Annotated in this window: 26 protein-coding genes and 1 riboswitch; of the genes, 17 read left to right on the forward strand and 9 right to left on the reverse strand. The window is 43.8% G+C overall.

The window, feature by feature from the left end; all coding sequences use genetic code 11:
* Nucleotides 1-83: 83 nt before the first annotated feature.
* Entirely contained in the window at nt 84-2,213 is a 2,130-nt protein-coding gene (gene pnp / locus J5X96_RS02910) for a polyribonucleotide nucleotidyltransferase (RefSeq protein ID WP_209364303.1), read from the reverse strand.
* 271 nt (nt 2,214-2,484) lie between these two features.
* Here pnp and nanQ point away from each other — a divergent pair, with 271 nt between their 5' ends.
* The 4 genes from nanQ to J5X96_RS02930 all read left to right on the forward strand — a co-directional run bounded on the left by nanQ (nt 2,485) and on the right by J5X96_RS02930 (nt 7,398).
* The gene (gene nanQ / locus J5X96_RS02915; protein WP_209364304.1) at nt 2,485-2,955 is read left to right on the forward strand and encodes an N-acetylneuraminate anomerase; all 471 of its coding nucleotides are present in this window, start codon (nt 2,485-2,487) and stop codon (nt 2,953-2,955) included.
* Between the two features lie 207 nt (nt 2,956-3,162).
* Complete coding sequence (locus tag J5X96_RS02920; protein WP_209364305.1) at nt 3,163-4,455, forward strand: dicarboxylate/amino acid:cation symporter; 1,293 nt, start codon at nt 3,163-3,165, stop codon at nt 4,453-4,455.
* 1 nt (nt 4,456) lies between these two features.
* Complete coding sequence (locus tag J5X96_RS02925; protein WP_209364306.1) at nt 4,457-7,192, forward strand: YdbH family protein; 2,736 nt, start codon at nt 4,457-4,459, stop codon at nt 7,190-7,192.
* Nucleotides 7,189-7,398, forward strand: a complete 210-nt coding sequence (locus tag J5X96_RS02930; RefSeq protein ID WP_209364307.1) for a YnbE family lipoprotein — start codon at nt 7,189-7,191, stop codon at nt 7,396-7,398. The genes J5X96_RS02925 and J5X96_RS02930 overlap by 4 nt, the downstream gene beginning before the upstream one ends.
* A gap of 401 nt (nt 7,399-7,799) precedes the next feature.
* On the opposite strand, the gene J5X96_RS02935 is transcribed toward J5X96_RS02930, so the two are convergent.
* The 8 genes from J5X96_RS02935 to J5X96_RS02970 form a co-directional block, all read right to left on the reverse strand.
* Nucleotides 7,800-9,173: a sodium:alanine symporter family protein gene (locus tag J5X96_RS02935; RefSeq protein ID WP_209364308.1), complete on the reverse strand. Its 1,374-nt coding sequence runs from the start codon at nt 9,171-9,173 to the stop codon at nt 7,800-7,802.
* Nucleotides 9,174-9,276: 103 nt separating this feature from the next.
* Nucleotides 9,277-9,393, reverse strand: a riboswitch (glycine riboswitch).
* A 147-nt stretch (nt 9,394-9,540) separates the two neighbouring features.
* Complete coding sequence (locus J5X96_RS02940; RefSeq protein WP_209364309.1) at nt 9,541-9,807, reverse strand: GNAT family N-acetyltransferase; 267 nt, start codon at nt 9,805-9,807, stop codon at nt 9,541-9,543.
* Nucleotides 9,807-10,019 carry a DNA gyrase inhibitor YacG gene (yacG, locus tag J5X96_RS02945; protein WP_005701268.1) on the reverse strand — a complete coding sequence of 71 codons (213 nt, stop codon included), beginning with the start codon at nt 10,017-10,019 and terminating at the stop codon, nt 9,807-9,809. Before yacG ends, J5X96_RS02940 begins: the two co-directional genes overlap by 1 nt.
* The gene (gene coaE / locus J5X96_RS02950; protein WP_209364310.1) at nt 10,012-10,632 is read right to left on the reverse strand and encodes a dephospho-CoA kinase; all 621 of its coding nucleotides are present in this window, start codon (nt 10,630-10,632) and stop codon (nt 10,012-10,014) included. Before coaE ends, yacG begins: the two co-directional genes overlap by 8 nt.
* Nucleotides 10,633-10,684: 52 nt before the next feature.
* Nucleotides 10,685-11,377, reverse strand: a complete 693-nt coding sequence (locus J5X96_RS02955; RefSeq protein ID WP_209364311.1) for an A24 family peptidase — start codon at nt 11,375-11,377, stop codon at nt 10,685-10,687.
* Nucleotides 11,374-12,612 carry a type II secretion system F family protein gene (locus J5X96_RS02960; protein ID WP_209364312.1) on the reverse strand — a complete coding sequence of 413 codons (1,239 nt, stop codon included), beginning with the start codon at nt 12,610-12,612 and terminating at the stop codon, nt 11,374-11,376. The genes J5X96_RS02955 and J5X96_RS02960 overlap by 4 nt, the downstream gene beginning before the upstream one ends.
* Nucleotides 12,605-14,014, reverse strand: coding sequence for a GspE/PulE family protein (locus tag J5X96_RS02965; RefSeq protein ID WP_209364313.1), 1,410 nt, complete (start codon nt 14,012-14,014; stop codon nt 12,605-12,607). The genes J5X96_RS02960 and J5X96_RS02965 overlap by 8 nt, the downstream gene beginning before the upstream one ends.
* Nucleotides 14,015-14,032: 18 nt before the next feature.
* On the reverse strand, nt 14,033-14,482 hold the full coding sequence (locus tag J5X96_RS02970; protein ID WP_209364314.1) for a prepilin-type N-terminal cleavage/methylation domain-containing protein: 450 nt from the start codon (nt 14,480-14,482) through the stop codon (nt 14,033-14,035).
* Nucleotides 14,483-14,605: 123 nt separating this feature from the next.
* Between J5X96_RS02970 and ampD the strand changes: the two genes are divergently transcribed.
* From ampD to ccmI, 13 genes are all read left to right on the forward strand, one after another.
* Nucleotides 14,606-15,160 (forward strand): 1,6-anhydro-N-acetylmuramyl-L-alanine amidase AmpD, encoded by a 555-nt coding sequence (gene ampD, locus J5X96_RS02975; RefSeq protein ID WP_209364315.1) that lies wholly within the window; start codon nt 14,606-14,608, stop codon nt 15,158-15,160.
* A gap of 601 nt (nt 15,161-15,761) precedes the next feature.
* Nucleotides 15,762-16,307, forward strand: a complete 546-nt coding sequence (locus tag J5X96_RS02980; RefSeq protein WP_033002478.1) for a carboxymuconolactone decarboxylase family protein — start codon at nt 15,762-15,764, stop codon at nt 16,305-16,307.
* Nucleotides 16,308-16,481: 174 nt separating this feature from the next.
* Nucleotides 16,482-17,186, forward strand: coding sequence for a 16S rRNA pseudouridine(516) synthase RsuA (gene rsuA / locus J5X96_RS02985; RefSeq protein ID WP_209364316.1), 705 nt, complete (start codon nt 16,482-16,484; stop codon nt 17,184-17,186).
* A 1-nt stretch (nt 17,187) separates the two neighbouring features.
* Nucleotides 17,188-18,384 (forward strand): Bcr/CflA family multidrug efflux MFS transporter, encoded by a 1,197-nt coding sequence (locus J5X96_RS02990; protein WP_033002479.1) that lies wholly within the window; start codon nt 17,188-17,190, stop codon nt 18,382-18,384.
* A gap of 192 nt (nt 18,385-18,576) precedes the next feature.
* The gene (ccmA, locus tag J5X96_RS02995) at nt 18,577-19,212 is read left to right on the forward strand and encodes a cytochrome c biogenesis heme-transporting ATPase CcmA (RefSeq protein WP_209364755.1); all 636 of its coding nucleotides are present in this window, start codon (nt 18,577-18,579) and stop codon (nt 19,210-19,212) included.
* A gap of 4 nt (nt 19,213-19,216) precedes the next feature.
* The gene (gene ccmB / locus J5X96_RS03000; protein WP_021615847.1) at nt 19,217-19,882 is read left to right on the forward strand and encodes a heme exporter protein CcmB; all 666 of its coding nucleotides are present in this window, start codon (nt 19,217-19,219) and stop codon (nt 19,880-19,882) included.
* A gap of 10 nt (nt 19,883-19,892) precedes the next feature.
* A complete protein-coding gene (locus J5X96_RS03005) occupies nt 19,893-20,630 on the forward strand; it encodes a heme ABC transporter permease (RefSeq protein WP_021615848.1) in 738 nt (245 codons plus the stop codon).
* A 17-nt stretch (nt 20,631-20,647) separates the two neighbouring features.
* The gene (gene ccmD, locus J5X96_RS03010) at nt 20,648-20,854 is read left to right on the forward strand and encodes a heme exporter protein CcmD (RefSeq protein WP_209364317.1); all 207 of its coding nucleotides are present in this window, start codon (nt 20,648-20,650) and stop codon (nt 20,852-20,854) included.
* Nucleotides 20,851-21,369: a cytochrome c maturation protein CcmE gene (gene ccmE / locus J5X96_RS03015; protein WP_209364318.1), complete on the forward strand. Its 519-nt coding sequence runs from the start codon at nt 20,851-20,853 to the stop codon at nt 21,367-21,369. The genes ccmD and ccmE overlap by 4 nt, the downstream gene beginning before the upstream one ends.
* On the forward strand, nt 21,369-23,327 hold the full coding sequence (locus J5X96_RS03020) for a heme lyase CcmF/NrfE family subunit (RefSeq protein ID WP_209364319.1): 1,959 nt from the start codon (nt 21,369-21,371) through the stop codon (nt 23,325-23,327). The genes ccmE and J5X96_RS03020 overlap by 1 nt, the downstream gene beginning before the upstream one ends.
* 29 nt (nt 23,328-23,356) lie before the next feature.
* Nucleotides 23,357-23,908, forward strand: a complete 552-nt coding sequence (locus J5X96_RS03025; protein ID WP_209364320.1) for a DsbE family thiol:disulfide interchange protein — start codon at nt 23,357-23,359, stop codon at nt 23,906-23,908.
* Nucleotides 23,908-24,393 carry a cytochrome c-type biogenesis protein gene (locus tag J5X96_RS03030; protein WP_209364321.1) on the forward strand — a complete coding sequence of 162 codons (486 nt, stop codon included), beginning with the start codon at nt 23,908-23,910 and terminating at the stop codon, nt 24,391-24,393. Before J5X96_RS03025 ends, J5X96_RS03030 begins: the two co-directional genes overlap by 1 nt.
* Nucleotides 24,390-25,328 (forward strand): c-type cytochrome biogenesis protein CcmI, encoded by a 939-nt coding sequence (gene ccmI, locus J5X96_RS03035; RefSeq protein WP_209364322.1) that lies wholly within the window; start codon nt 24,390-24,392, stop codon nt 25,326-25,328. The genes J5X96_RS03030 and ccmI overlap by 4 nt, the downstream gene beginning before the upstream one ends.
* Nucleotides 25,329-25,330: the final 2 nt, after the last annotated feature.

The following is a 25,330-nucleotide window of genomic DNA, read 5'->3' on the forward strand; positions in this document are numbered from 1 at the left end:
ATAAGCCTTAAAGCAGAGTATTGCTTGTTGAAAAACAAATGTTACGGCACATAATGTACCGTAACATTTTGAAAAAATTTAAATTATGCCTGCTCTACAATATCATCGGATACGTGTTGAGCAGTTTCTGCTTTCGGAGCAAGCTCTTTCATGGTTAAACGAATACGACCTTGACGATCGATTTCCACCACTTTAACCATCACTTCTTGTCCTACTTGTAGATAGTCGCTGACTTTTTCCACACGTTCTTCCGCAATTTGAGAAATGTGAACCAAGCCTTCTTTATTACCTACGATAGAAACGAATGCACCGAAATCGGCTAAACGAGTCACTTTACCTTTGTAAATGGCACCCGCTTCTACTTCGGCAGTGATGTCTTCGATACGTGCCATCACATCTTGTACGGCATTCTTATCTACCGCAGCAATTTTCACTGTACCGTCATCATCAATATCAATGGAAGTACCGGTTTCTTCGGTCAATGCACGAATCACTGCACCACCTTTACCGATCACATCTTTGATTTTCTTCGGATCAATTTTCATGGTGTAGATTCGTGGTGCAAAATCAGAAATATCTGCACGTGGCGCCGGAATCGCTTGCTCCATCACACCAAGAATGTGCATACGTGCGCTTTTCGCTTGGTTTAATGCAATTTGCATGATTTCAGCGGTGATACCTTCAATTTTGATATCCATTTGCAGTGCAGTTACACCTTGACGCGTACCCGCCACTTTAAAGTCCATATCACCTAAGTGGTCTTCATCGCCAAGAATATCGGAAAGCACGACAAATTTGTCATCTTCTTTCACCAAGCCCATCGCAATACCGGCAACCGCTGCTTTAATCGGTACACCGGCATCCATTAAGGCAAGAGAAGCACCACACACGGAAGCCATAGAAGAAGAACCGTTGGATTCGGTAATTTCAGATACCACACGTACCACATATGGGAATTCGGCTAAGGTTGGCATCACCGCTGCCACACCACGTTTCGCCAAACGACCGTGACCGATTTCACGACGTTTTGGTGAACCGATCATACCGGTTTCGCCCACGGAATACGGAGGGAAGTTATAGTGGAATAAGAAGTGATCAGAACGCTCACCGGTTAATTCATCAATGATTTGCGCATCGCGTTCAGTCCCTAACGTGGCAACGGCTAATGCTTGCGTTTCACCACGGGTAAAGATTGCCGAACCATGAGTACGCGGTAACACACCGGTGCAAATATCTAATGCACGCACGGTATCCACGGTACGTCCGTCAATACGTGGTTCACCGGCAATAATACGTCCACGCACGATTTGGCTTTCAAGTGCGGTGAAAATATCAATAATTTTTCCTTCACTGACTTCTTCATCTTCAGCGGTAATTTGTGCGATGACATCGGCTTTAATCGCATCAATTTGCTCATAACGCGCTTGTTTTTCAGTGATACGATACGCATCGCCTAAACGTGCTTCAGCTAATGCTTTCACTTTATTGATTAAATCAGTGTTTGGTTCAGGTGCAACCCAATCCCAACGTGGTTTACCGGCTTCTTTGGCAAATTCTTTAATGGCTTCCACCACCACTTGTTGTTGCTGATGACCGAATACGACAGCGGCTAACATTTGCTCTTCAGTGAGAATATCCGCTTCGGATTCCACCATTAATACGGCTTTATCAGTACCTGCAACCACTAAATCCAAACGGCTTTGTTTTTGTTCGTTGATGGTTGGGTTTAATACGAATTGATCGTTGATGAAACCAACACGCGCCGCACCAATCGGGCCATTAAACGGCACACCGGATAAGGTTAATGCCGCAGACGCACCAATCATGGCGACTAAATCCGGACTGATTTGCGGATTAACTGAAACCACGGTGGCAATCACTTGGATTTCATTGAAGAAGCCTTCCGGGAATAACGGACGAATTGGACGATCGATTAAACGGGCAATTAAGGTTTCGCCTTCAGACGGACGACCTTCGCGTTTGAAGAAACCGCCCGGAATACGGCCGGCAGCATAAGTACGTTCTTGATAGTTAACGGTTAATGGAAAGAAATCTTGACCTTCTTTCACCTCTTTTTTGGCGACCACAGTCACAAATACAGTGGTGTCGTCCATGCTTGCCATCACAGCAGCAGTGGCTTGGCGAGCAATGGCGCCGGTTTCTAAAGTGACGGTATGTTGACCGTATTTAAATTGTTTAACAATTGGATTCACTATGTTTTCCTTTTTAAATGAGTAATCACAATGTTTTATTTTCCAATTTGCGACTAGCAAAAATAATCTTAAAAACCACCGCACTTTTACCGGCTACGACACAAAATCATTTTTGTTAGCCGCACGCTAATTTAGAAAATAAAACGCAGGCATTATACAGAGCTTTTGCCTTGATGGGTAACTTTATTTACGCAATTCCCATTTATGACTATCTGAAAAATAATGTTGATGATAAAATCACTCCAGTTTTCAAAGTAAAAAAGGAGGAAACATGTTAATTGGAGATTTAACCCGTACCGATTTTAAACTCGGCTTACCAAAAGTCATTGCCGAAACCTGTGAGTATTTAAAAGGGTTGGATTTAGCAAAATTAGAGGTTGGCCGTCATGACATCACCAATCGCATTTACATGAACGTGATGGAACCTGAACTGGCTGACGCTGCGAGCAAAAAAGCAGAATTGCACCATAACTATTTGGATATTCAAGTCCTGATTTGTGGTGTGGAAAATATTGAAATCGGCGCAACCTATCCCGACTTAAATAAATACGAAGCCTATCACGAAGATGATGATTACCAACTCACTCAAGACATCGATAACAAAAGCACGATTACTTTAGTGCCGAATATGTTTGCGGTGTTCTATCCTTATGAACCCCATAAACCTTGTTGTAACGTGAACGGACAATCTGCCAAAATTAAAAAGTTAGTGGTTAAAGTGCCGGTTGAGTTAATCCAGTAAAGGACGACAATTCATCATTAGAATGCGCTTAATGTTAAGCGCATTTTTTATCGCCTATTTTGACGTTTTTCAATGAAAATCAGCGAAATGTGTAAATCATCGTAACGTAAACAAATAAAGATTGTGTTTAATTTAATTAGCAGATAAATTACCTGCTTTTTTTGCGGGCAAAATGCGCCCATCACTTTCACAAAACGAGGATAGTCTATGTTAAGCGTTGATACCCCATCTCAGGCGATGCTACCGCGTAAACCGAAGTTCTATCAAAGCTTATACGTGCAAGTCATTATTGCGATTATTATCGGTATTTTATTAGGGAATTTTTTCCCTGATTTCGGTGCCGGGTTAAAACCGTTAGGTGAAGCATTTATTAAGCTGGTTAAAATGATTATCGCACCGGTGATTTTTCTGACCGTTGTTACCGGTATTGCCGGTATGAACGACATGAAAGCGGTTGGGCGGGTTGCCGGAAAGGCGATGCTGTATTTTGTGACCTTTTCGACGTTGGCGCTTGTGATCGGAATGGTTGTGGCCAATATTATTGAACCCGGAGCAGGATTAAATATTGATCCGGCGTCATTAACCTCCGAAAAAGTGTCAGAATATGTTGCGAAAGCGAAGGATAGCACGCTAACGGCTTTCTTAATGAACATCATTCCTACCACCGTATTAAGCCCATTAGTAGAGGGTAATATTCTGCAAGTCTTGTTTATTTCCGTGTTGTTTGGGGTAGCATTGGCTTCGGTGGGCGACAAAGCACAGCCTATTACGGAACTCCTACGACTGGCGACAGCGCCGATGTTTAAGGTGGTGTCAATTTTGATGAAAGTTGCCCCTTTAGGCGCATTGGGCGCGATGGCGTTCACCGTGGGAAAATACGGGTTAAGTTCCATTAGCCATTTGATGCTTTTAATTGTGACGTTTTATATTACGTCCTTATTATTTATTATTTTTATCTTAGGCGCGGTCGCACGTTATAACGGTTTCTCTATTTTGAAAATGGTGCGCTATATTAAGCAAGAATTGTGGTTAGTCTTAGGAACATCCTCCTCAGAAGCCGCGTTGCCGACCTTAATGCAAAAAATGGAGGCGGCCGGTTGTAAAAAATCAGTGGTGGGATTAGTGGTGCCGACCGGTTATTCTTTTAATTTGGACGGTACAAATATCTATATGACAATGGCCGCATTATTTATTGCGCAAGCCACCAATACGGATCTTTCCATTAGCGAGCAATTTACCTTGTTGTTTGTTGCGATGTTAAGTTCAAAAGGTGCTGCCGGCGTAACCGGTGCCGGTTTTATTACATTAGCCGCCACACTTTCCGTGGTTCCGGGGCTGCCGGTTGAGGGCATGGCGTTAATTTTGGGGATTGATCGTTTTATGTCCGAATGCCGTGCGTTAACGAATTTGGTGGGTAACGCCTGTGCGACCATTGTTGTGGCGCGCTGGGAAAATGCCTTGGATAAAGAAAAATTAGCATTAGCGATGAACGGTAAATAGTATGAAGCGATGGTGCGGTTGCTTACTTGGATTGATAGTATTAACGGTGGCGATCATTTGCGCGTTACCGTGGTGGATCACGCCGAAACAAGTCGAAACATGGGTTAACCGCTTTCTCGCACCAGATTATGACTTGCAACTGCCTGAACGATGGCATTTACACATCACCGGTTTGCAACTGCCCGAACTGGATATTCGGGCAGGGCAATGTACTTTGGCGACATTCAGTGATGTGCGTCTTCATTGGTGGGAGCTTCGTCAACTTGACGTGGCGCATGCCGGGGTGGATTATGACTGCCTCAATCGATTGCCTTCCTCTGATGAGACAAAAACATCGCCAAATTTGACCGCACTTTTTTCCGTTCTCCCGTCTGTAGAGGTAAATGTTCAGCATTTTCGATTGGAGAATAGCCAGGCACTGGATATACCACCTAGGCTACGTGCGCTGTTGGATGCTGATATTGCAGCAACCGCAAATTATGACGGTCATCGTTTGCAATTAACTGCCAATGCGAAGACTCATGATGATCATGTGATTTTACATCATCAATCGACGCTCGCTCGCCTAAACCATTCGTTCCAATGGCAGGGACAAACCGATTACCAACCGCTTAACGGACAAACCTATCATTTGCATTTTTCTACTCAGTTACAAGAGGAATTGTCTCAATTACCGCAGCAAGGCGAACTACGCGTGGATTGGCAAAATGCCGATTTTAGTGTGAACAAAGGCGCGCTTCAATTGAGCTGGAACGGTGAGAAAGGACAAATCAACGCACAGGATTTAAGCCGTGATAAACCGTTATTAGATGTGCCTTTTACGTTTACTGCCGATGGTTTAGCCATTAACTGGGGAACATTTTATTGGACGTTTGACGGTTATCAGCCGATCAAAGGCTTCTTCGGTTTAGCCTTGCATAAACCGCAAGAGGGTTGGTTACCCTTGGAAACCGATGTGGATGTGATCGTGCAAACCTTTGGTGAACTCGGCAAAGGCGAAATTGTGATATCGGGTAAAAAAGGTGAAATTGGTGGCGGTGCAGATAAAAACCAACTGAACTTTGATCTCAAAACGCGTGGTGACTTACGCTATAACAACACTGTGGCACAAACTAATTTAGACTACCATATTAGCGGTGTTTTTGAGGCACCTACGCTGCTGTTCCGCCCTGGTTCCGTGTTCAAAATGGATAATGTACAACCTGATACTAAAATCCATGCACGCCTGCCGTTGGATAACATACAAGTGGGACGCTATGGTTTAGAGGGGCGTCTGCAAGCCACTTTACAAGGATTCACCCCACAGTTTAAGCAGTTAAATTTAAAGCTTGATGGACAGGCACATGAGTTTATTGCCGGAATTAAAACCGTGTTTGATTTGCGTGATGAAAAGCAAAATTTACGCGCAGCAGAAATGCGTGCAGCGAACCGTTGGGATTGGACGATTGACGGTGAGGCGCACTGGACCTCTTTGAATACGCCGGTGAACATAAAAGGTGTGGGCTTTTGGGAAGCGGATCATATTGAATTAAATCAACTTTCTGCCCATTCCGGCAATGTGCATACCAGTGGAGTGAAAATGGCACCTTTGACATTGGAATTGAAAGATCGCCTACGTTGGGATTATGAAGCAGCGCATCTTCGCGGGCTACTCCAGGCCCAAACGGAGTGGATTGAATTTGCGTATGGCGGACGCTTTGTTCGTCCGGTATTTGGCGTGGGGATTGAAGGAAAAAGTATCGATAATTTCAATTTGGCAGGGGATTTAAAAGCCGGTGCGCTTGGTCCGATTGACGTTACCGCCCGTTATGAAAATCAGGCACTGAATGGCAACATTCGCTGGCAAGGGCAATCGGCGAAAGTGTTCCAATCCTTATTCCCACAACAATGGTCATGGATTATTCGCCATGGCAGCATTCAAGGGGGCAGTGATTTTGTGATTAACGAGGATGGCGTGGCGTTACAGGGAGAATTTAATTTGCGCAATGTTGGCATCACCTTCCCTGATGGAGAAATTCAAGCGTTGACGATTCGTTTTCCAATAAATTATCAAAAACTTGCCCTACGAACCGCACGCACAAAACCGATTCAGGTCGCGGCGAAAAATATCCGCGTGGGTGCGCTTGCCATACGTGAAGCGGCTTTTGATGTATTTGGTACTTACCCTAACTCCGCCAAGCAACCACTAACTTTGCAAAAAGTGAAGGTCGGCGTGTTTGACGGTTTGCTTAGCGTGCCCAGTTTGAGTTTCCCTCAACACAAAATAGCCGTGTTGCATTTTGACAACATTGATTTAGCGCAAGTGATGGAATTGGCACAATATAACCAAGTGAGCGTCAGCGGACGGGTTAATGCCTCCTTGCCGTTCTGGTTAGGGCATAATGCCTGTTTAATTTGTAACGGGCGTCTTGAACAAGCCGGAAAATTGAAGATTAAACTTCACGATAATATGGTGAGTAGTTTGAAAAAAGGCGGTTTAACAGAGCGGATGTTAGTGGATTTATTAAAAGAAATGGAATTGGAAAAATCTCACGCTAACTTGAATTTGACGCCTGACGGAAACATGACATTGGGGGCTACGATCACGGGGCTTAATCCTACTAGACGGCCTCACCATCCAATTACTTTGAATTACACCCATCAAGAGAATATGTTTGAGCTTTGGGATATGGTTGACTACGGCTCGCAATTTGAACAAAATTTACAATATCAACTTTATCGACATTTAGAACAATGAAAAAACATCTGAAAAAATCACCGCACTTTTGGGGTTTGCTTGCCGTTTCTCTCCTGCTTTCCGGTTGTAAACCAACCATTCAATTAGAAACTCCTAAAGAGGGCATCACCATTAATATGAATGTGGTGGTGGATCATAATATCAGCGTCAAAATGGATGAAAAAACCAAAGCGGCGACAGAGGCGGCTAAACGCAAGTCTAAATAAGACACCGCAAGGTATCATAAAAAACGGGGCTTTTTAGCCCCGCTTTTTTTATTATAGCCAGCCAAAGTCTGGCTATAAAAACCATACGCTATGCATATGGAGCCAAATTTAACCTCTCGTAGCGTGCAACTTGTTGCACGAATAATTAACCTCGATACGTAATTCACGATTTCATGCGTAGCGTGCATCTTGATGCACGACCAAATCACGCACGGAACGTTATTTAACTCTTTCTGGCATTCACGATTTCGTGCAACAAGTTGCACGCTACAATTCACTAAAATAGAGATATGAAAATAAACACGGTTACCGGTTTTCACAAGCTCCTTGAGGGGCTTGTGAAGTATAGATCCTTATAGGGGAGCCTAAAAACAGCACGTTTTACGTGCGGATTGTTATTTTTACGCCATACCGTCAAGATCGGATTTATGGGTATTCAAACGAGCAAAGTAATCTTTGGTTTCTTCAATAATCACGTTTCGCAACCCAATTAAGGCGATTAAGTTAGGAATCGCCATTAAGCCGTTCACAATGTCCGCCAAAATCCAAATTAAGTTTAAGTGAATGAATGAACCACAGCCGACCAAAATAATAAAGGCTAAACGATAGAGCTTAATGCCTTTGATGCCGACTAAATATACAAAACAGCGTTCACCGTAATAACACCAGCCTAGAATTGTGGTAAAGGCGAAGAACAATAAGCCGACGGTGACAATAGTCGCACCGACAGAGGATCCTAACCCTTGTGAGAAAGCGTAGTTTGTCACCGCAGCGCCCGCCATGCCCGGTGCTTGCCATGCGCCGGTGAGTACTAATACGATTCCCGTCATGGTGCAGACGATGATGGTATCAAGGAATGTCCCTGTCATGGAAATTAGCCCTTGACGCACCGGCTCTTTAGTTTGCGCGGCGGCAGCGGCGATGGGTGCGCTTCCCAAGCCGGATTCATTGGAGAAAATCCCCCGCGCCACGCCTGATTGAATCGCTTTCATGACCGTGAAACCCAGCGCACCGCCCAATGCGGCCTCAGGGTTAAAGGCACTGTGTAAAATCAGGCCAAGTGCGGTCGGAATTTTATCTAAATTTAATAAAATGATGATGATGGATGTCGCCACATAAAATACCGCCATAAAGGGTACGATGTAAGAGGACACCAGCGCAATGCGCTTCACACCACCAAGAATGATGAGCCCAACAAGCAAAGTAATGATAGCGGCGGTGATTTCGATCGGCACGCTGAAGGTGTCGTTCATGGCTTGCGTAATCGCATTTACTTGCGGGAAGGTGCCGATGCCGAAAAACGCCACCAATACACCGAAGATGGCAAATAATTTGGCTAACCAGCCTAAGCCGAGACCGCGTTCGATGTAATACATCGGACCGCCCGCCATAAAGCCGTTTTTGTCACGCACACGATATTTCACCGCCAGTAAACATTCCGCATATTTGGTTGCCATGCCGAGTAATGCAACCAACCACATCCAGAAAATGGCACCCGGACCACCGGCCTGCACGGCGGTGGCAACACCTACGATGTTCCCCGTGCCGATAGTGGCGGCGAGAGCAGTGCACAAGGCAGCAAAAGAAGACACATCCCCTTTTTGCTGAAGACCGGAATCTCGCTTGAATAAATAACGCAATGCGCGCGGTAACTGTGTGATTTGAATGAAACCCAGCCGCAGCGTTAAATATAATCCTGTGCCGGCTAATAAAATAAGAAGGGGGGGACCCCACACGAATGTGTTGATTGCAGATAAAACGTCTTCTAATGACATTTGAAATTCCTCGTAAATAACCTGATTACAAGGAGGCGAAAAGAATTTTGCGGATAGATAAAATAGAAAATAACACAATGAAATTGCGCTATACCAACCGAAATCTTCTGCCCCTGTCCTTTTGCCTGAGCGTTTGAAAAGCCTTGTTTTACGGCTTCTTTGCGCCTTCGGCGTCCGTGAGTGCTAAATGTTGCACACGGATCTCTCCAAGGGTTCGTCCAGTAACAGTCCCTGCCATCGCGCCTGAAAGATTTTACCTCGTCGGCGTGGGGTCAATTCCCCGCTCTCCAGCTACCTTCATCCGAACAATTTATGTTTGCACATAAAGTGCGGTAGATTTTAACAAGATAGTATTAGAATCTCAATCTTACGGGTTATCCCACTGCCATTTTTTTGCAATATAACTGCAGCTTGGCACTAATTTCAGTTGATTTTCTTGAATAAAAGCGACCAACGCTTGATATAACTTATCCGCCACACCTTGTCCGCGCAAGGTTTCGGACACATAAGTATGATTGGCATTAATCGTTTTTTCATCGATAAAATAATAGGTTAGCTCCGCAACGCGTTGTTGTTGATCATCTAAAATAAAAAAGGCGCCTTGCCCGTGATTTTCTTCATGTTGAATTTGCATTAGTGTTTCACCCAATCGCTGTCTTCATTTAATAAACCGTTTTCGGCAAAATCGGCGGTATCACAAGGAATCGCTTTTTCTTCCGCCGCCCATTCGCCCAAATCAATTAACTGGCAGCGTTTACTACAAAATGGTCGGTAGAGGCTTTGTTCCGACCATTCAACCTGTTTATGACAAATCGGGCAAGGCACGCTAAAGGTCTCGTCAGTCATTAAATTTCTCCGCAAGTTGTAAATAATGATGGTGTAAGTCTAACACTTTTTGCTTTAACTGCAGCAGGCTTTCGCTTAAATCCGCATCGTTATTGATGACATCATCGGCGTGTTGTAGGCGTTCCGAGCGACTGACTTGCGATTGCATGATATTTTTGATTAATGCCAACGAATTGTTATCGCGTTGACTTGCCCGCGTCAGTTGGGTTTGTTCGCTCACATCCACTACCAACACCCGTTGGCAAAGTGCGGTCAGTTTATTTTCTATTAATAGAGGCACCATAAAAATGCAATAAGGCGCACGTTGTTGTGCCAGTTGGTTAAGCATTTCGGTGCGAATGGCGGGGTGTAATAATTGATTCAGCCATTGCTTTTCGGTTTCGTGATGAAACACCTTTTCCCGCAAGGCGGCGCGATTGAGTTCGCCGTTTTCTAACAGCATTTCCGTGCCAAAGTGTGCCACGATTTGTTGTAACAAAGGAGAGCCTTTTTCGACTACTTGACGCGCCACGATATCGGCGTCAATAACCGGTACACCGAGTTCGGTAAATAATTTGGCGATGGTGCTTTTGCCGCTACCGATTCCCCCTGTGAGACCTACCACATAAGTCATGTTGATTTCCTGAAAAGCCTATTGAGAATGTGTAGATCATAAGACCATGGCTTCAATTAAGCAACTGACACAGTACGCCGGACAAGCAAAGAAACGGGCCGAAAGGAATGGCGGTTAAGTGACGTTGGTTTAGCTTGCCGTAAAGTGCATAAACCAAGCCCAAGAGGCAAGCAAGTAATAAAAAGGCGGGTAATTGCTCATAAGAGAAAAACGCGCCTAATCCCAAGGCAAGCCAGCAATCGCCACGCCCGAAGGCTTCTTGTTTGTAATACCCTTTGGCGCCGTAGTAGATAAGAGAAAAAACACCGAAAAAAATGACCGCACTTTGCAGGCTTTGTTCCAGTGTAAGGGGCGTAATTTGCCAATAGGCTGCGCCTAATCCGAGGGCAAACAGGTTTTGGCATAGGGCGGGAGAAATTAAGCGGTAATACCCATCCACCACCGAGATGGCGAATAATAAACTACAAAAACACGCCCAACATATTGCCGTGAAGATGTCTTCGTTTAGCCAATTGCAAAGGGCAAATAATAAGGCGAAAAAGAGGCAGTAATAAGGTTGGGAAATCTTGGTTTGAATGGGCGTCAATATGGATTTCTCCGGCGCAAAGTGCGGTGGATTTTCAGGGTAAATTTCAACATAGGCTGCATGAATTTCTTGACTTAAACGGAAGGCAAAGTGATGTACATAGCCATAAATCACGCGCCCAACAAACCAACCTGCCAATACAAATGCCACGCCTATCATTGCACCAACGCGCCCATATTGAAAATCGGCAAATACATCCCGAGCATAATTAAGCCGATCAGCCCACCGATAATGACCATCAACAGCGGCTCCAGCATTTGTGACAGCAGATCGATCTGATAGTCCAATTGTTGTTGATGATCGTTGGCAATAAATTGCAACATTTTAGGGAGCTGACCACTTTGTTCGCCCACCTGTAACATTTGTTGTGCCGCCAACGGAAAAATCTGGCTACTCACACTGGCGGAGAAGGCATAACCTTGTTGTAGCCAGTGTAAAATGGATTGCACTTCTTCGATTAACAGCCAATCGCCTTGCACGTTTGGCGATCTTTGCCAACTTGGATTTTGTGGTAAAAACGACTGCAAAGCCTGATTCAGCGGCACGCCCGCCTGTAACATTAAAAATAAACTGCGACTAAATCCCACCAAACGAGAAAGTTGCACGATGCGATTCAGTACAGGCATGGCATTGATTATTCGGATTTTTTGCCGATTAAACCAAGGGGAATGTTTCAAGCGGGCGCGAATAAACAGAATAGTCAACGTCATACAAATTAACAGATGCAGCCAATAATCCTGTAATCCTTGCGACAGTGTGAGTAGCACTTGGGTGAAAGTCGGGAGTTGCGCACTACTGCTGTCATACATTTCAGCGAATTGCGGCACGATAAACAGCAGTAAAAGTGCGGTTAAAATCAGCGATATGCCAAGTACCAACACTGGGTAAAGCAGAATTTTTCGAATCTTGCGTTGCAACGCCAATGCCTGCTGTTTGTGTTGCGCGATTTCATGGCATACGGTGGGTAACTTGCCCGTCATTTCACCGACTTTAATCAATTGGCGATCTTGATAGGTTAAATAGGCATGTTGTTTTTCTAAGTGTTGTTTTTCTAAGGCTTGGGAAAATGCCAAACCGCTTTCAATATCCTTTAAAAGTTGGCGCAACCAACTGTTTAGCGCAATATTGGTGCAATGTTGTAACAAAATTTGCAGACTATTTTTTAACGGAACCGCCGCTTGTAATAAGGTCGCCAACTGAGAAAGCAACGCACAGACTTCGGCGTTTTTAGGCTTGCTGTTTAATTGCCAATTTTGTTGCAGTTTAATGTGTTGTAAACCGCGTGACATTAGCTGTTGTTGCGCTATCATGGCGCTTTCTGCCACAATCGTGCCTTTCTGCTTTTGTTGTAAACGGTTGATTCCACGCCACTTGAATAATTTCAGTTTACGCATTTGGTTGCCCCAATACCCGTTGCACTTCGGCTAAATCCGTCACTTGCGACTTCACTTTTTCTAATGCGCTGGCATATAAATTCTGAAAATCCAATTGATAACCTGAGGTTTGTGATACATCAGGCTGAAGGAATTGATAAACACCGATTCGACCTTGGTAGCCTTGATGACAATCGCAAAAACGCGTGGCATTTCCACCGCACTTTTGGCATCGTTTACGCACCAAGCGTTGGGCGATCACCAATAATAAACTGCTATCGATTTCGTGTTGTTGAATGCCAAGTTGTTGTAAACGTGAGATAGCTGAAGGGGCATCATTGGTATGTAGCGTCGATAATACCAAATGGCCGGTTTGCGCCGCCCGTAAAGCCATGGCGGCACTTTCTTCGTCACGAATTTCACCCAACATAATAATGTCGGGATCTTGACGCAAAAAGGTACGCAACAAGCGACTGAAATCTAAGCCGATTTGAGGATTGACTTGGGTTTGGATAATGCCCGGCAATTGAATTTCAATGGGATCTTCCGCCGTCATAATGTGTTTCTCGGGCGTATTGAGCCATTGTAATGCCGTATATAACGAAATACTTTTGCCACTTCCTGTCGGACCAGTGACTAAAATCAGCCCTTGCGGTTGGCTGAGCGCATGACGAAAGGTGTGTTGCTGTTGTTCCGTCATGCCCAGTTCACTAAAAGCCAGCTGTACGGGGCGGTTTTGTTGTAAACGCAAGACGGCTTTTTCACCAAAATGCGTCGCGAGTGTGGAGAGCCGAAAATCCAAAATATCGGAAAACGTCGTTTTAAACTGAAACCGTCCGTCTTGCGGCAGGCGGGTTTCGCTGATGTCCAATTTCGCCAGTAATTTCAAACGGGAAATTAGTCGGTTGGCGAGCGCCTGCGCAATGGTATTTTGCACTTGCAATACGCCGTCAATACGAAAACGGACTTGTAAAAAATCCGCTTGCGGTTCTAAATGAATATCGGAGGCTTTTTTGGTGGTGGCGTTTTCAAAAATTTGGTTAAGCAACTGAATCGTTGGCTCATCGGAGAATTGTTCTTGTTGCTCCTGAGGCGTGACGGAATAAAAGAGCGGTTGATTTTCATCGAGTTTTTCTTGATGTGGCACTAAATCCTGCAAGGCCTTTTTTAACACGGCAGGTTCAATGAGTACCGGCTCAATATTTTTCCCGGTTAAAAAGGAAAACGCTTCACAAGCGGCAAGGTTGGCTAAGGAATCCAACCCTAGCCATAATTTTTGTGGTTCTTCTTTTAATGGTAGCGCCAAATAACGCAAAAGAACGCTTTGTTGCTGTTGGTTTTGTTGCCATAACTCGGGCGTAATCGTAAAGAGATCGCCTTGTTGGCTACGGATCGTATAGGAAGATTCCACCAAATGCTGCATCAAGCCACCGCCCCGTGATTATGAACAAAAACCTGCCGGGAAGATGTCGGCGTTAGTGCCGCAAGAGGCCGTCCATGTAACGCCATTTGAGGTGCCACCGGATGCCGTTAGGGTATAAGTAACATTGTCTAATGTGCTTTTTCCGACCACTGTGATGGCACCGTTTTTAACCGCCGTGGATTTGACATATTTTTGTGTGGCATTTGTGATGTCGGGTTGAATGCCATTTTGTCCGCCACTACAGCCTTCTGTTTTGCCGGTGTTATAAATGCACAATTCCACTTCAGCACGAAGTGGCGCAGAGGCTTGCAACAGTTCGGAAACTGCCGCTTTTTTGGTGTAGTTTTGATAAGATGGAATGGCGATAGTGGCTAAAATTGCCACGATCGCAATGACGATCATTAATTCAATTAATGTAAACCCTTTTTTCATGGATTTCACGGAGAAAAATGCGGACTGACTTTTCATAAAACCTACCTTTGTAAAATAAAATTTGGGATTATTTTGTTTTGGTATTTTGTGATAAAGGAAGAAACACAGCGAAAGTTGACCGCACTTTTGTGGGATTCTGATCGCAAAAATAAGATTCATATGACAGAAAAAACACTCAAAATTGATAACGGCTGGTTGACCAATACCCGCAAAGTAATATCCCCCCATTTTGATCTGCGTCCTGATCCGCAAGATATTTCTTTATTGATTATTCATTACATCAGCCTGCCGCCGGAGCAGTTTGGCAGCAGTGATATTGATGATTTTTTTCAAGGCAAATTGGATCCTCATCGTCATCCTTATTTTGCCGAGATCAGCACACTTCGGGTGTCGGCACATTGCTTGATTAATCGAGCAGGCGAGATAACCCAGTATGTGAATTTTAATGATCGCGCTTGGCACGCAGGCGTTTCCTGTTTTGAGGGACGGGAAAAATGCAATGATTTTGCCATCGGGATTGAATTGGAAGGAAGCAATGAGCAACCGTTTACCACGCAACAATATGCGTCTTTACAGCATTTAACACAGGTGATTATGCAGGCTTATCCGTTAATTACCAAGGAACGCATTGTCGGCCATTGTGATGTTTCGCCGGGGAGAAAAATCGATCCGGGACAATATTTTGATTGGACAAGATATTTACAGGCTCTTTAGTCTTACACAAAATTAGTATTGAACAATAAATAGACAGCAAAAAATGACATTGATGTGGCATTTGTGAATAGAGGTTAATTTGTTGTTAATTTATTGATAAATAAAGATAAATTTAAAAATTTTTAAAGCGTAACTTCGGTTTTGAAATGTTATTTTGAGTTATTCCTTGGTGAAAACACAATTTTATCCACAGAAATACTGAATAACTCACAGGCGGCTGAATCACTGTCTGAACTTGGTGAAAATATGGGTGAACAGGGGAATTTTTTCGGTGGCATTGATGAAAAAAATAACGTGAATAGCGTCATGAGCACATCATCCCATTGGATGCTAAAAATTTAATTCACAGCGACTATGCCTAGGTAAAATCTGAGAGCAGCAAAATTTAAAAGCAGATTGTTTCCTGTTTTCACCAAGTTATCCACAAGGTTATTCAAGATACAAAGCGGAATGTCGAACCGAAGTGAAAAAAATCAAGGGATTTTTGACCGCACTTTATAACTTTTGAATCTATGGCATAGCCTTTATTTCTTTTTTAATGCTTGCACTCTCCTGTAGTATGTCAAAGGTGACATTATGTGATTTATGTAAGGAGTTTATTATGTCAGCATTTCCTATTCATACGATTGAAAGCGCGCCGGAAGCCGCGAAAGAGGCGTTAAAAGCCGTACAAAATGCCAATGGCTTCATTCCGAATTTAATTGGCGTGTTAGCCAATGCGCCAACAGCATTGGAAACCTATCGCACAGTGGGCGCGATTAATGGTCGTAATAGTTTAACGGCGGCAGAACGTGAAGTGGTTCAAATTACGGCGGCGGTGGTGAATGGGTGTGGCTTTTGCGTTGCTGGGCACACTAAAATTGCGTTGAAAGTGTTGAAACTTGAAGAAACACTGGTGAATCAAATTCGCGCCACAGCACGCATTGAACAAGACGATAAGCTTGATGCACTAGCGCGCTTTACCTTGGCAGTGATTTTACAAAAAGCAAAACTCACAGCTGCGCAACAACAAGCATTTTATGCGGCAGGTTATACCCAAGAAAACGCCATTGATGTCGTGTTAGGGGTAAGTCTGGCAACATTGTGTAACTATGTGAATAACCTTGCGGATACGCCAATTAATCCGGAATTACAAGCCTTTGCGTAATTTTCTTCCTGCTAATGTGAGGGCAATCGGATGATTTGCCGTTAACATTCGGTTTATTTTTATTTAAAGACTAAGCACTGTACTGCATTGTGCTTAGTCTTTTTTATTTTGTTTTCTCAGGCACTGAAATGAAATTGAAGCTATAATAGCGGTGAAAATAAACAAGGAATTTTTATGCGTTTAGATAAATTTTTAGCGGAAACAACCGGTTTAACCCGTTCACAGGCAGCAAAAGTATTACGTCAAAGTGCGGTCACCGTTAACGGTAAAATTGAAAAGAGCGGGGCGGTGAAAGTGAGCCCTGATGATGAAGTTTGTTATGATGGTGAGCGCTTGACGTGGGTAGAAAACGGGCAATACATTATGTTGCACAAACCGCAAGGTTACATTTGCTCCCATGAAGATGGCGATTATCCGACCATTTATCAATTTTTTGATTATCCGTTATCTGCCCGTTTGCACAGTGCTGGGCGGTTGGATGTGGATACCACAGGCTTGGTGTTGCTGACAGATGACGGTCAGTGGTCGCACCGAATTACTTCACCCAAATTTCATTGTGAGAAGACGTATTTGGTCACCTTGGCCGATCCTGTTGAAGCGGATTATGTGCAGGCTTGTGCTGACGGCATTTTGTTGCGTGGCGAGAAAGAACTGACCAAACCTGCTACACTAGAAATTTTAGATGATTACAACGTGAATTTAACCCTGAGCGAAGGGCGTTATCATCAAGTTAAACGGATGTTTGCCTCGTTGGGGAATAAAGTTGTCGCATTACATCGTTGGAAGATCGGTGGTGTGGTGTTAGATGAACATTTGGCAGAAGGAGAATTTCGTCCTCTAACAGAGGAAGAAATCGCATACTTAGGTGGAGAATCCTAGTTTGAGTTCAAATAAAACAGTCAAAACAAATTTTATTTTTGTGGTGGCGTTGGGTATTTTGTCCATGTTGCCGCCATTGGGTGTGGATATGTACCTGCCGGCGTTTTTGAATATTGCGCAGGATTTACAGGTCACAAACGATCAGGTGCAACATACGCTAACCGCTTTTGCTTATGGTTTGGCACTGGGGCAATTATTCTGGGGGCCGTTCGGTGACAGTTTCGGACGCAAGCCAATTATTTTGTTAGGCGTAACGGTTTCTGCGATAGCGGCATTGATTTTAACGCAAATCCATTCTATCGGAAATTTCACCGCACTTCGTTTTGTTCAGGGCTTTTTTGGTGCGGCGCCGGTGGTATTGGTGGGCGCATTGTTGCGTGATTTGTTTGACAAGAATGCACTTTCCAAAATGATGTCGACAATTACGCTGGTGTTTATGATTGCGCCGTTGATCGCACCGGTTGTCGGCGGTTATATTGTCTATTTTTTCCATTGGCACGCCATTTTTTATGTGACTGCTTTCATGGGACTATTGAGTATTTTGCTGGTCTTTTTTGTGGTGCCGGAAACGCATCATAAAGAAAATCGGATTCCGTTACGCTTGAATATTATTGCCCGTAATTTTATGGCGTTATGGAAACAAAAACCGGTGTTAGGTTATATGTTCTCAACGTCCTTTGCCTTTGCCGGCTTATTTGCGTTTTTAACGGCAGGATCGATTGTGTATATCGGGATTTACGGCATCAAACCTGAAAATTTCGGCTATTTCTTTATGTTGAACATTGGCGTGATGACCTTTAGTTCATTCTTAAATGGGCGTTTAGTGGCTAAATGGGGGGCGGAGACCATGTTCCGTTTGGGGCTTGGGATACAAGGTTTGGCGGGCATCTGGTTGTTGCTTGTGGCGTTATTAGATTTGGGTTTTTGGTCAATGGCGCTGGGCGTAGCAGTGTTTGTTGGACAAAATCCATTGATTTCCTCTAATGCGATGGCCTCTATTTTAGAAAAGTTCCCCAATTCGGCAGGATCGGCGAATTCTATGGTCGGGAGCGTACGGTTTGGCATTGGCGCCTGCATGGGATCTTTGGTGTCTTTATTGCCGACCAATTCGGCGGCGCCAATGTTATTCGCCATGGTGCTTTGTTCTGTGATTGCGGTCGTTTGCTACGTGACGTTAACGGTTAAACATCGGGAATAACCCACGAATTAACTCAGTTATATCAAGGGTTTCGCACATTATGAGAGGTATTCGTATTTGTAACAAAGAACGAAATTTGTTCTAAGTCAAAAAGTGGTTAAACTACCTCTAAATGGTTATGTGATTTAACCTGCGATTTTATTTCCTTATGATAGAATGCCCCGCAAAAATAAGTCTGTGAAACAATCTGTTATGGTCAATCAATTAATTCTTGAGAATCTCGCTTGCCAACGGGGAGATAAAGTCCTTTTTCATCGCGTGAATTTACACATTCAGGCAGGTGATTTTGTGCAAATTGAAGGGCACAACGGTATTGGGAAAACCAGTTTGTTACGCATTATTGCCGGGCTTGCCTCTCCTCTAGAAGGCGAAGTGCGGTGGAATTCTGACGCAATTGCTAAACAGCGCGAAGCTTTTCATTCTGATTTGTTGTATTTAGGACATCAGAGTGGCATTAAACCAGAATTGAATGCGTGGGAGAATTTGCGTTTTTATCAACAAATTACCTCTTGTCGCCAAGGTGATGAAATACTGTGGGATGTGTTGCAAACAGTGGGACTACTGGGGCGTGAAGACATTCCCGCGGCACAGCTTTCAGCCGGGCAGCAAAAACGCATTGCATTGGCGCGTTTGTGGTTATCAAAAGCACCGTTATGGATTTTAGATGAGCCATTTAATGCGATCGATAAAAAAGGCGTGGCGGTGTTGACCGCACTTTTTGAACAACACGCGCAAAATGGCGGTATCGTGATCTTAACCAGTCATCAGGAAGTGCCGAGTGCGCATTTGAAAAAAATCAATTTAGAACAGTTTAAGTGTACAGAGTAACGGCATGATCTTTTGGCATATTATTAAACGCGAATTACAAATTGCCATGCGCAAACAGGCGGAGATTCTTAATCCGTTGTGGTTTTTCCTGATTGTAATTACGTTGTTCCCTTTGGTGATCGGACCGGATCCGGAATTATTGTCACGCATCGCACCGGGCGTGGCATGGGTGGCGGCGTTGTTATCCGCTTTGTTGTCCTTTGAACGCCTCTTTCGTGACGATTATATCGATGGTTCTTTAGAGCAGTTAATGCTCACCTCGCAACCTTTGGTTTTAACCGCACTTGCTAAAGTCTTGGCACATTGGTTATTGACAGGGTTGCCGCTGATTTTGTTGTCACCTATCGCCGCATTATTGTTGTCATTGGAAATACCAATTTGGTGGGCGTTGGTACTGACATTATTATTAGGCACACCGGTATTGAGTTGTCTTGGTGCTATTGGTGTCGCGTTAACAGTCGGTTTGCGTAAAGGCGGTGTGTTACTCAGTTTGTTGGTTGTACCGCTATTTATTCCTGTGCTTATTTTTTCTGCTTCCGTGTTGGATGCCGCAGGATTGAGCCTGCCTTATAACGGACAATTAGCTATTTTAGGTGCCATTTTAGCCGGCGTGATGACATTATCGCCATTCGCTATCGCTGCGGCATTACGCATCAGTTTGGATCAATAGGGGATTATTTATGTGGAAATGGTTACATCCTTATGCAAAACCGGAAACACAATATCATTTATGTGGCAAATTTAGCCCTTTCTTTGCGATTTTAACCGCACTTTTATTAACGGTTGGCATTGTTTGGGGGGTTGCATTTGCGCCGGCGGATTATCAACAAGGCAATAGCTTCCGTATTATGTACGTGCATGTACCGATGGCCATTTGGTCTATGGGCGTTTATGGCTCTATGGCGGTGGCGGCATTAGTGGCATTAGTATGGCAGATTAAACAAGCGCAGTTAGCCATGATTGCGATGGCACCGATTGGCGCATTATTTACCCTTTTAGCCTTGATTACCGGTGCAATCTGGGGAAAACCCATGTGGGGAACTTGGTGGGTCTGGGATGCGCGCTTAACTGCCGAATTGATTTTATTTTTCTTATACTTAGGCGTATTAGCGATTTATTCTGCTTTTCAAGATCGTAATGTGGGGGCAAAAGCAGCGAGCGTGTTATGTGTCGTGGGTGTCGTGAATTTGCCAATTATCCATTTCTCGGTGGAATGGTGGAATACCCTGCATCAAGGCGCAAGTATTACGAAATTGGAACGTCCGTCTATTGCAACACCGATGTTGATTCCGCTGATTTTATGTATCTTTGGTTTTCTAACGTTATCTATTTGGCTAACTTTAGTGCGTTATCGTACGGAGCTGTTAAAAGAGGATAGCAAACGTCCTTGGGTTAAGGCATTGGCAGAAAAGAGTTAATTTATTGGGGGGAGAGTATGTTCTTTCAAAGTTGGAGTGATTTACTTAACATGGGCGGCTACGGATTTTATGTTTGGCTGTCTTATGGATTGAGTGTGTTGCTGATTATGGCATTAGTGATTCAAAGCCTAATGGGGAAAAGTGCGGTGTTAAAATCCGTTAAATATGAACAACAACGTGAAGCACGCTTACAAAAAATGCAGCAAAAAGGAGAAACGTTATGAATCCAAGACGTAAATCCCGCTTGTCTATTCTGATTTTAGTGTTAGCAGGTGTGGCGGTTGCAACAACATTAGTGTTATATGCCTTGCGCCAAAATATCGACCTATTCTATACACCGTCAGAAGTCATTTACGGTAAAAATGATGATGCCGATTTAAAACCGGAAGTAGGGCAGCGTATTCGTGTCGGTGGCATGGTTGTTGCCGGTACGGTAGAACGTGATCCGAAAAGTTTAAAAGTGCGGTTTGATTTAAATGATATTGGCCCATCTATCAGCGTTGAATACGAAGGAATTCTTCCCGATTTATTCCGTGAAGGGCAGGGCATTGTGGCGCAAGGTATCTTAAAAGAACCAACCTTATTGGTTGCCAGCGAAGTATTAGCGAAACATGATGAAAACTATGTGCCGCCAGATTTAGAAAAACAAATGCAAAAAGTCCATAAACCCATGGGGATTTCTGATCTGAAAGGCGAGAGTGAACGTGATCGTCAAGCGAAAGGACAAGAAGGTCGGTAATGATTGCAGAATTAGGAAATTATGCGCTTGCGTTGAGTTTAGCCATCGCGGTGTTGTTAGCGATTTTTCCGTTATGGGGCGCTGAAAAAGGCAATGTGCAGTTTATGGCATTGGCTCGTCCGATGACGTACGGTTTATTTCTCATCTTAAGCGTGTCTTTTGGTGCGCTATTTTATGTGTTCGCCATCAATGATTTCAGCGTGCAATATGTCGTTAACAACTCGAATACGACATTGCCGATTTATTACCGTTTATCCGCGGTATGGGGATCGCATGAAGGTTCCTTGCTGTTGTGGATTTGGTTGTTATCTTTGTGGAGTGCCGCGGTTGCCTTGTTTAGTAAACGTTTACCGCAAGAGGCAGTTGCCCGTGTACTGGGCATCATGGGGATTATCAGTATTGGCTTCCTGCTTTTTGTATTATTTACCTCCAATCCGTTTACCCGTACATTCCCTGACTTTCCGGTGGACGGCAAAGAGTTAAATCCATTATTACAAGATATCGGTTTAATTTTCCACCCACCATTATTATACATGGGCTATGTTGGATTTTCCGTGGCATTTGCTTTCTCCATTGCCTCTTTAATGACCGGTAAATTAGATACGGCATGGGCACGGTGGTCTCGTCCTTGGACGATGGCAGCTTGGGTATTCTTGACACTTGGTATTGTGCTTGGTTCTTGGTGGGCGTATTACGAATTAGGCTGGGGCGGCTGGTGGTTCTGGGACCCGGTAGAAAATGCCTCTTTCATGCCGTGGTTAGCGGGTACAGCACTCTTGCATTCTTTGGCGGTTACGGAAAAGCGCGGATCCTTTAAAGCATGGACGGTATTGCTGGCGATTTTAGCCTTCTCTTTATGTTTGCTTGGCACGTTCTTGGTGCGTTCCGGCATTTTGGTCTCTGTTCACGCCTTTGCCTCTGATCCGACGCGTGGGTTATATGTGTTGGCCTATTTAATCGTGGTGATTGGTGGCTCACTGACCTTGTATGCTTACAAAGGAAGTCAAATTCGTTCACGTGACAATGCAGAGCGTTACTCTCGTGAAAGCTTGTTGTTGTTAAATAATATTTTATTAATGACCGCACTTTGTGTCGTGTTGTTGGGCACTTTGTTGCCACTTGTACACAAACAATTAGGCTTAGGGTCAATTTCTATTGGTGCGCCGTTCTTTGATCAAATGTTCCTGATTATTATGACGCCATTTGCCTTGCTACTCGGCATTGGGCCTTTGGTGAAATGGCGCCGCGACCAATTCTCCGCCATTCGCACGCCGGTGATTGCCAGTGTGATTATCATGCTTATTGCCGGGTTTGCCTTGCCGTATTTATTACAAGATAAGCTTACGGTCAGCGCTGTGCTCGGCACCATGATGACAGTCATTATCGTGCTGCTAAGTCTCTATGAAATGCATCAACGGGCAACGTATCGTGACACTTTCTGGCATGGTATTACCAAGTTATCTCGCTCGCACTGGGGCATGATTTTGGCACACTTGGGTGTCGCCATGACGGTTTGGGGGATTGCGTTTAGCCAAAATTACAGCATTGAACGTGATGTTCGTATGAATGTCGGTGATACGGTACAAATCGCCGGTTACGATTTCACTTTTAAAGGGATCAGCGATGCTAATGGCCCAAACTATGTGGGCGGAAAAGCACAAATTGATATTAGCCGTGATGGAAAACACGAAACCACACTTTATGCGGAAAAACGGCTTTATACGGTCAGTAAAATGCCGATGACCGAAGCGGCGATCGATTGGGGCTTTAGTCGCGATTTATATGCTGCGTTAGGTGAAAAATTAGACAATAATGCTTGGGCGCTACGTTTATATTACAAACCGTTTATTCGCTGGATTTGGCTCGGCGGATTGTTTATGGCGCTGGGTGGTGTATTGTGTATGTTCGACCGTCGCTATCGGTTTAGTCAGATTTTAGCTAAAGACAATGTGCAATAAATCTGAATTGAAATAGTAGAGTATTGTTAATGAATAAGAAATTATATTTACCTTTAATTATTTTTCTTGCTTTGGTGGCGGCGTTTTTGGTGCAACTGCAACGCAATGCACAAGGGGATGATCCGAAAGCCTTAGAGTCAGCGTTAGTCGGGAAACCGGTGCCGGCAAAAACCTTGCAGGATTTATTTGCCGCAGATAAAAGCTATGACGAATCGCTGTTCAAACAAGGCAAACCGCTTTTGTTAAATGTGTGGGCAACGTGGTGTCCGACCTGTTATGCCGAGCATCAGTACTTGAATCAGCTCGCAAAACAGGGGGTGCCGATTATCGGTCTCGATTATAAAGACAGCAGTGCGAAAGCAATAAAATGGCTCAATGATTTAGGCAATCCGTATCAAGTGGTATTGAAAGATGAAAAAGGATCTTTCGCCTTAGATCTCGGCGTGTACGGTGCACCGGAAACCTTCATTGTAGATGGCAATGGCGTGATTCATTATCGCTATGCCGGTGATGTGAATGAAAAAGTTTGGCAGGAAACGTTACTGCCGATTTATCAAAAATTAGGCGGAGGGAAGGAGTGATGAGAAAAACACTTTTATTTTCTACCGCACTTTTCTTTAGTGTAACGGCATTTGGTGCCATCGATGCACTGAATTTCAGTTCGTCACAGCAAGAAGATGACTATCATTCTTTAACCCAAGAATTGCGTTGTCCACAATGTCAAAATAATAATATTGCCGATTCTAATGCGACTATTGCAGTTGATATGCGTGGTAAAGTTTTTGAGTTGTTACAAGAAGGCAAATCCAGAGAAGAGGTGGTGAAGTACATGGTGGATCGCTACGGTAATTTTGTGACTTATGATCCGCCACTTACGCCGGCAACCGTGGTTCTTTGGGGAGCACCGATTATCTTAATTTTGTTTGGCGTATTGTTTGTTTTTCGTCGTAAACAGTCACAAACGCTTTCCGTGGCAACAAAATGCGAGACTGCCACGACAACCGCTTTAAGTGAAGAGGAGCAACAGCGCTTAAATGAGCTATTAAACAAGGAGAATAACAAATGACGTTATGGTTAAGCATTCTTGCACTAACGCTGATCGCTGCCTTGGTTTGTTTCTTTCCACTCTTGAAAAAAAGCATACAAAAACCATCAGTACAACGCGATACGTTAAATAAAGCCTTTTATTTTGAACGTTTAAAAGAAATTGAACGTGATGAAAAACAAGGGCTATTGGAAAATACCGAACAGCTTAAAGTGGAATTGCAACAAGCTTTATTAGAAGATATTCCGCAACACGCCTCTAATAAACTAGAGGAGGGCAAAAATTACGGTAAATTGTGGTTTATTTCTGGTGTCTTAGCCTTGGGTATTATTGCGGTTTCCGCCTATTTCTCAGTGGGAGCTTGGCAGACAGAAATTATGTTAGAGAAATCTGTTGAAAAGTTACCGCACTTTTTTGAACGAATGAAAACGGAAGAAACGAACCCATTAAGTGAAAGTGAAATGCAACAGTTTGCCACGGCATTACGTTTGGATTTACAAAAAGATCCGACGAATGCAAAAAACTGGTGGCTACTCGGACAAATTGGTTTAAATTTGGATAAACCGCAAATGTCCTTAGAGAGTTTTGCACGTGCCAATAAATTAGATCCGAAAAATAATTTGTATAAGCTGGCTTATGCACGTATTTTAATGTTCTCTGAAGATCCGACAGATAAATTAAAAGGAAACAATTTACTGCGTGAAGTGATTCGTGAAGATCATACGAACATCGATGCGTTAAGTTTATTGGCGTTCAGTTATTTTGAAACGGAAGATTATAAAATGGCGATTGTGACTTGGGCGATGATGTTAAAATTGTTGCCAAAAGACGATCAGCGTGTTTCCGTTATTGAACGTAGTATTCGTTCTGCGCGTGATGCGCTAGATGCGCAAGAGCAGGAAAAACATCAACAAATGATGCCGGTACAAACGCCGACAGAAACACCGAAAAATTGAGG

The organism is Aggregatibacter sp. 2125159857 (genome assembly GCF_017798005.1).
In the GTDB taxonomy this organism is placed as follows: Bacteria; Pseudomonadota; Gammaproteobacteria; order Enterobacterales; family Pasteurellaceae; genus Aggregatibacter.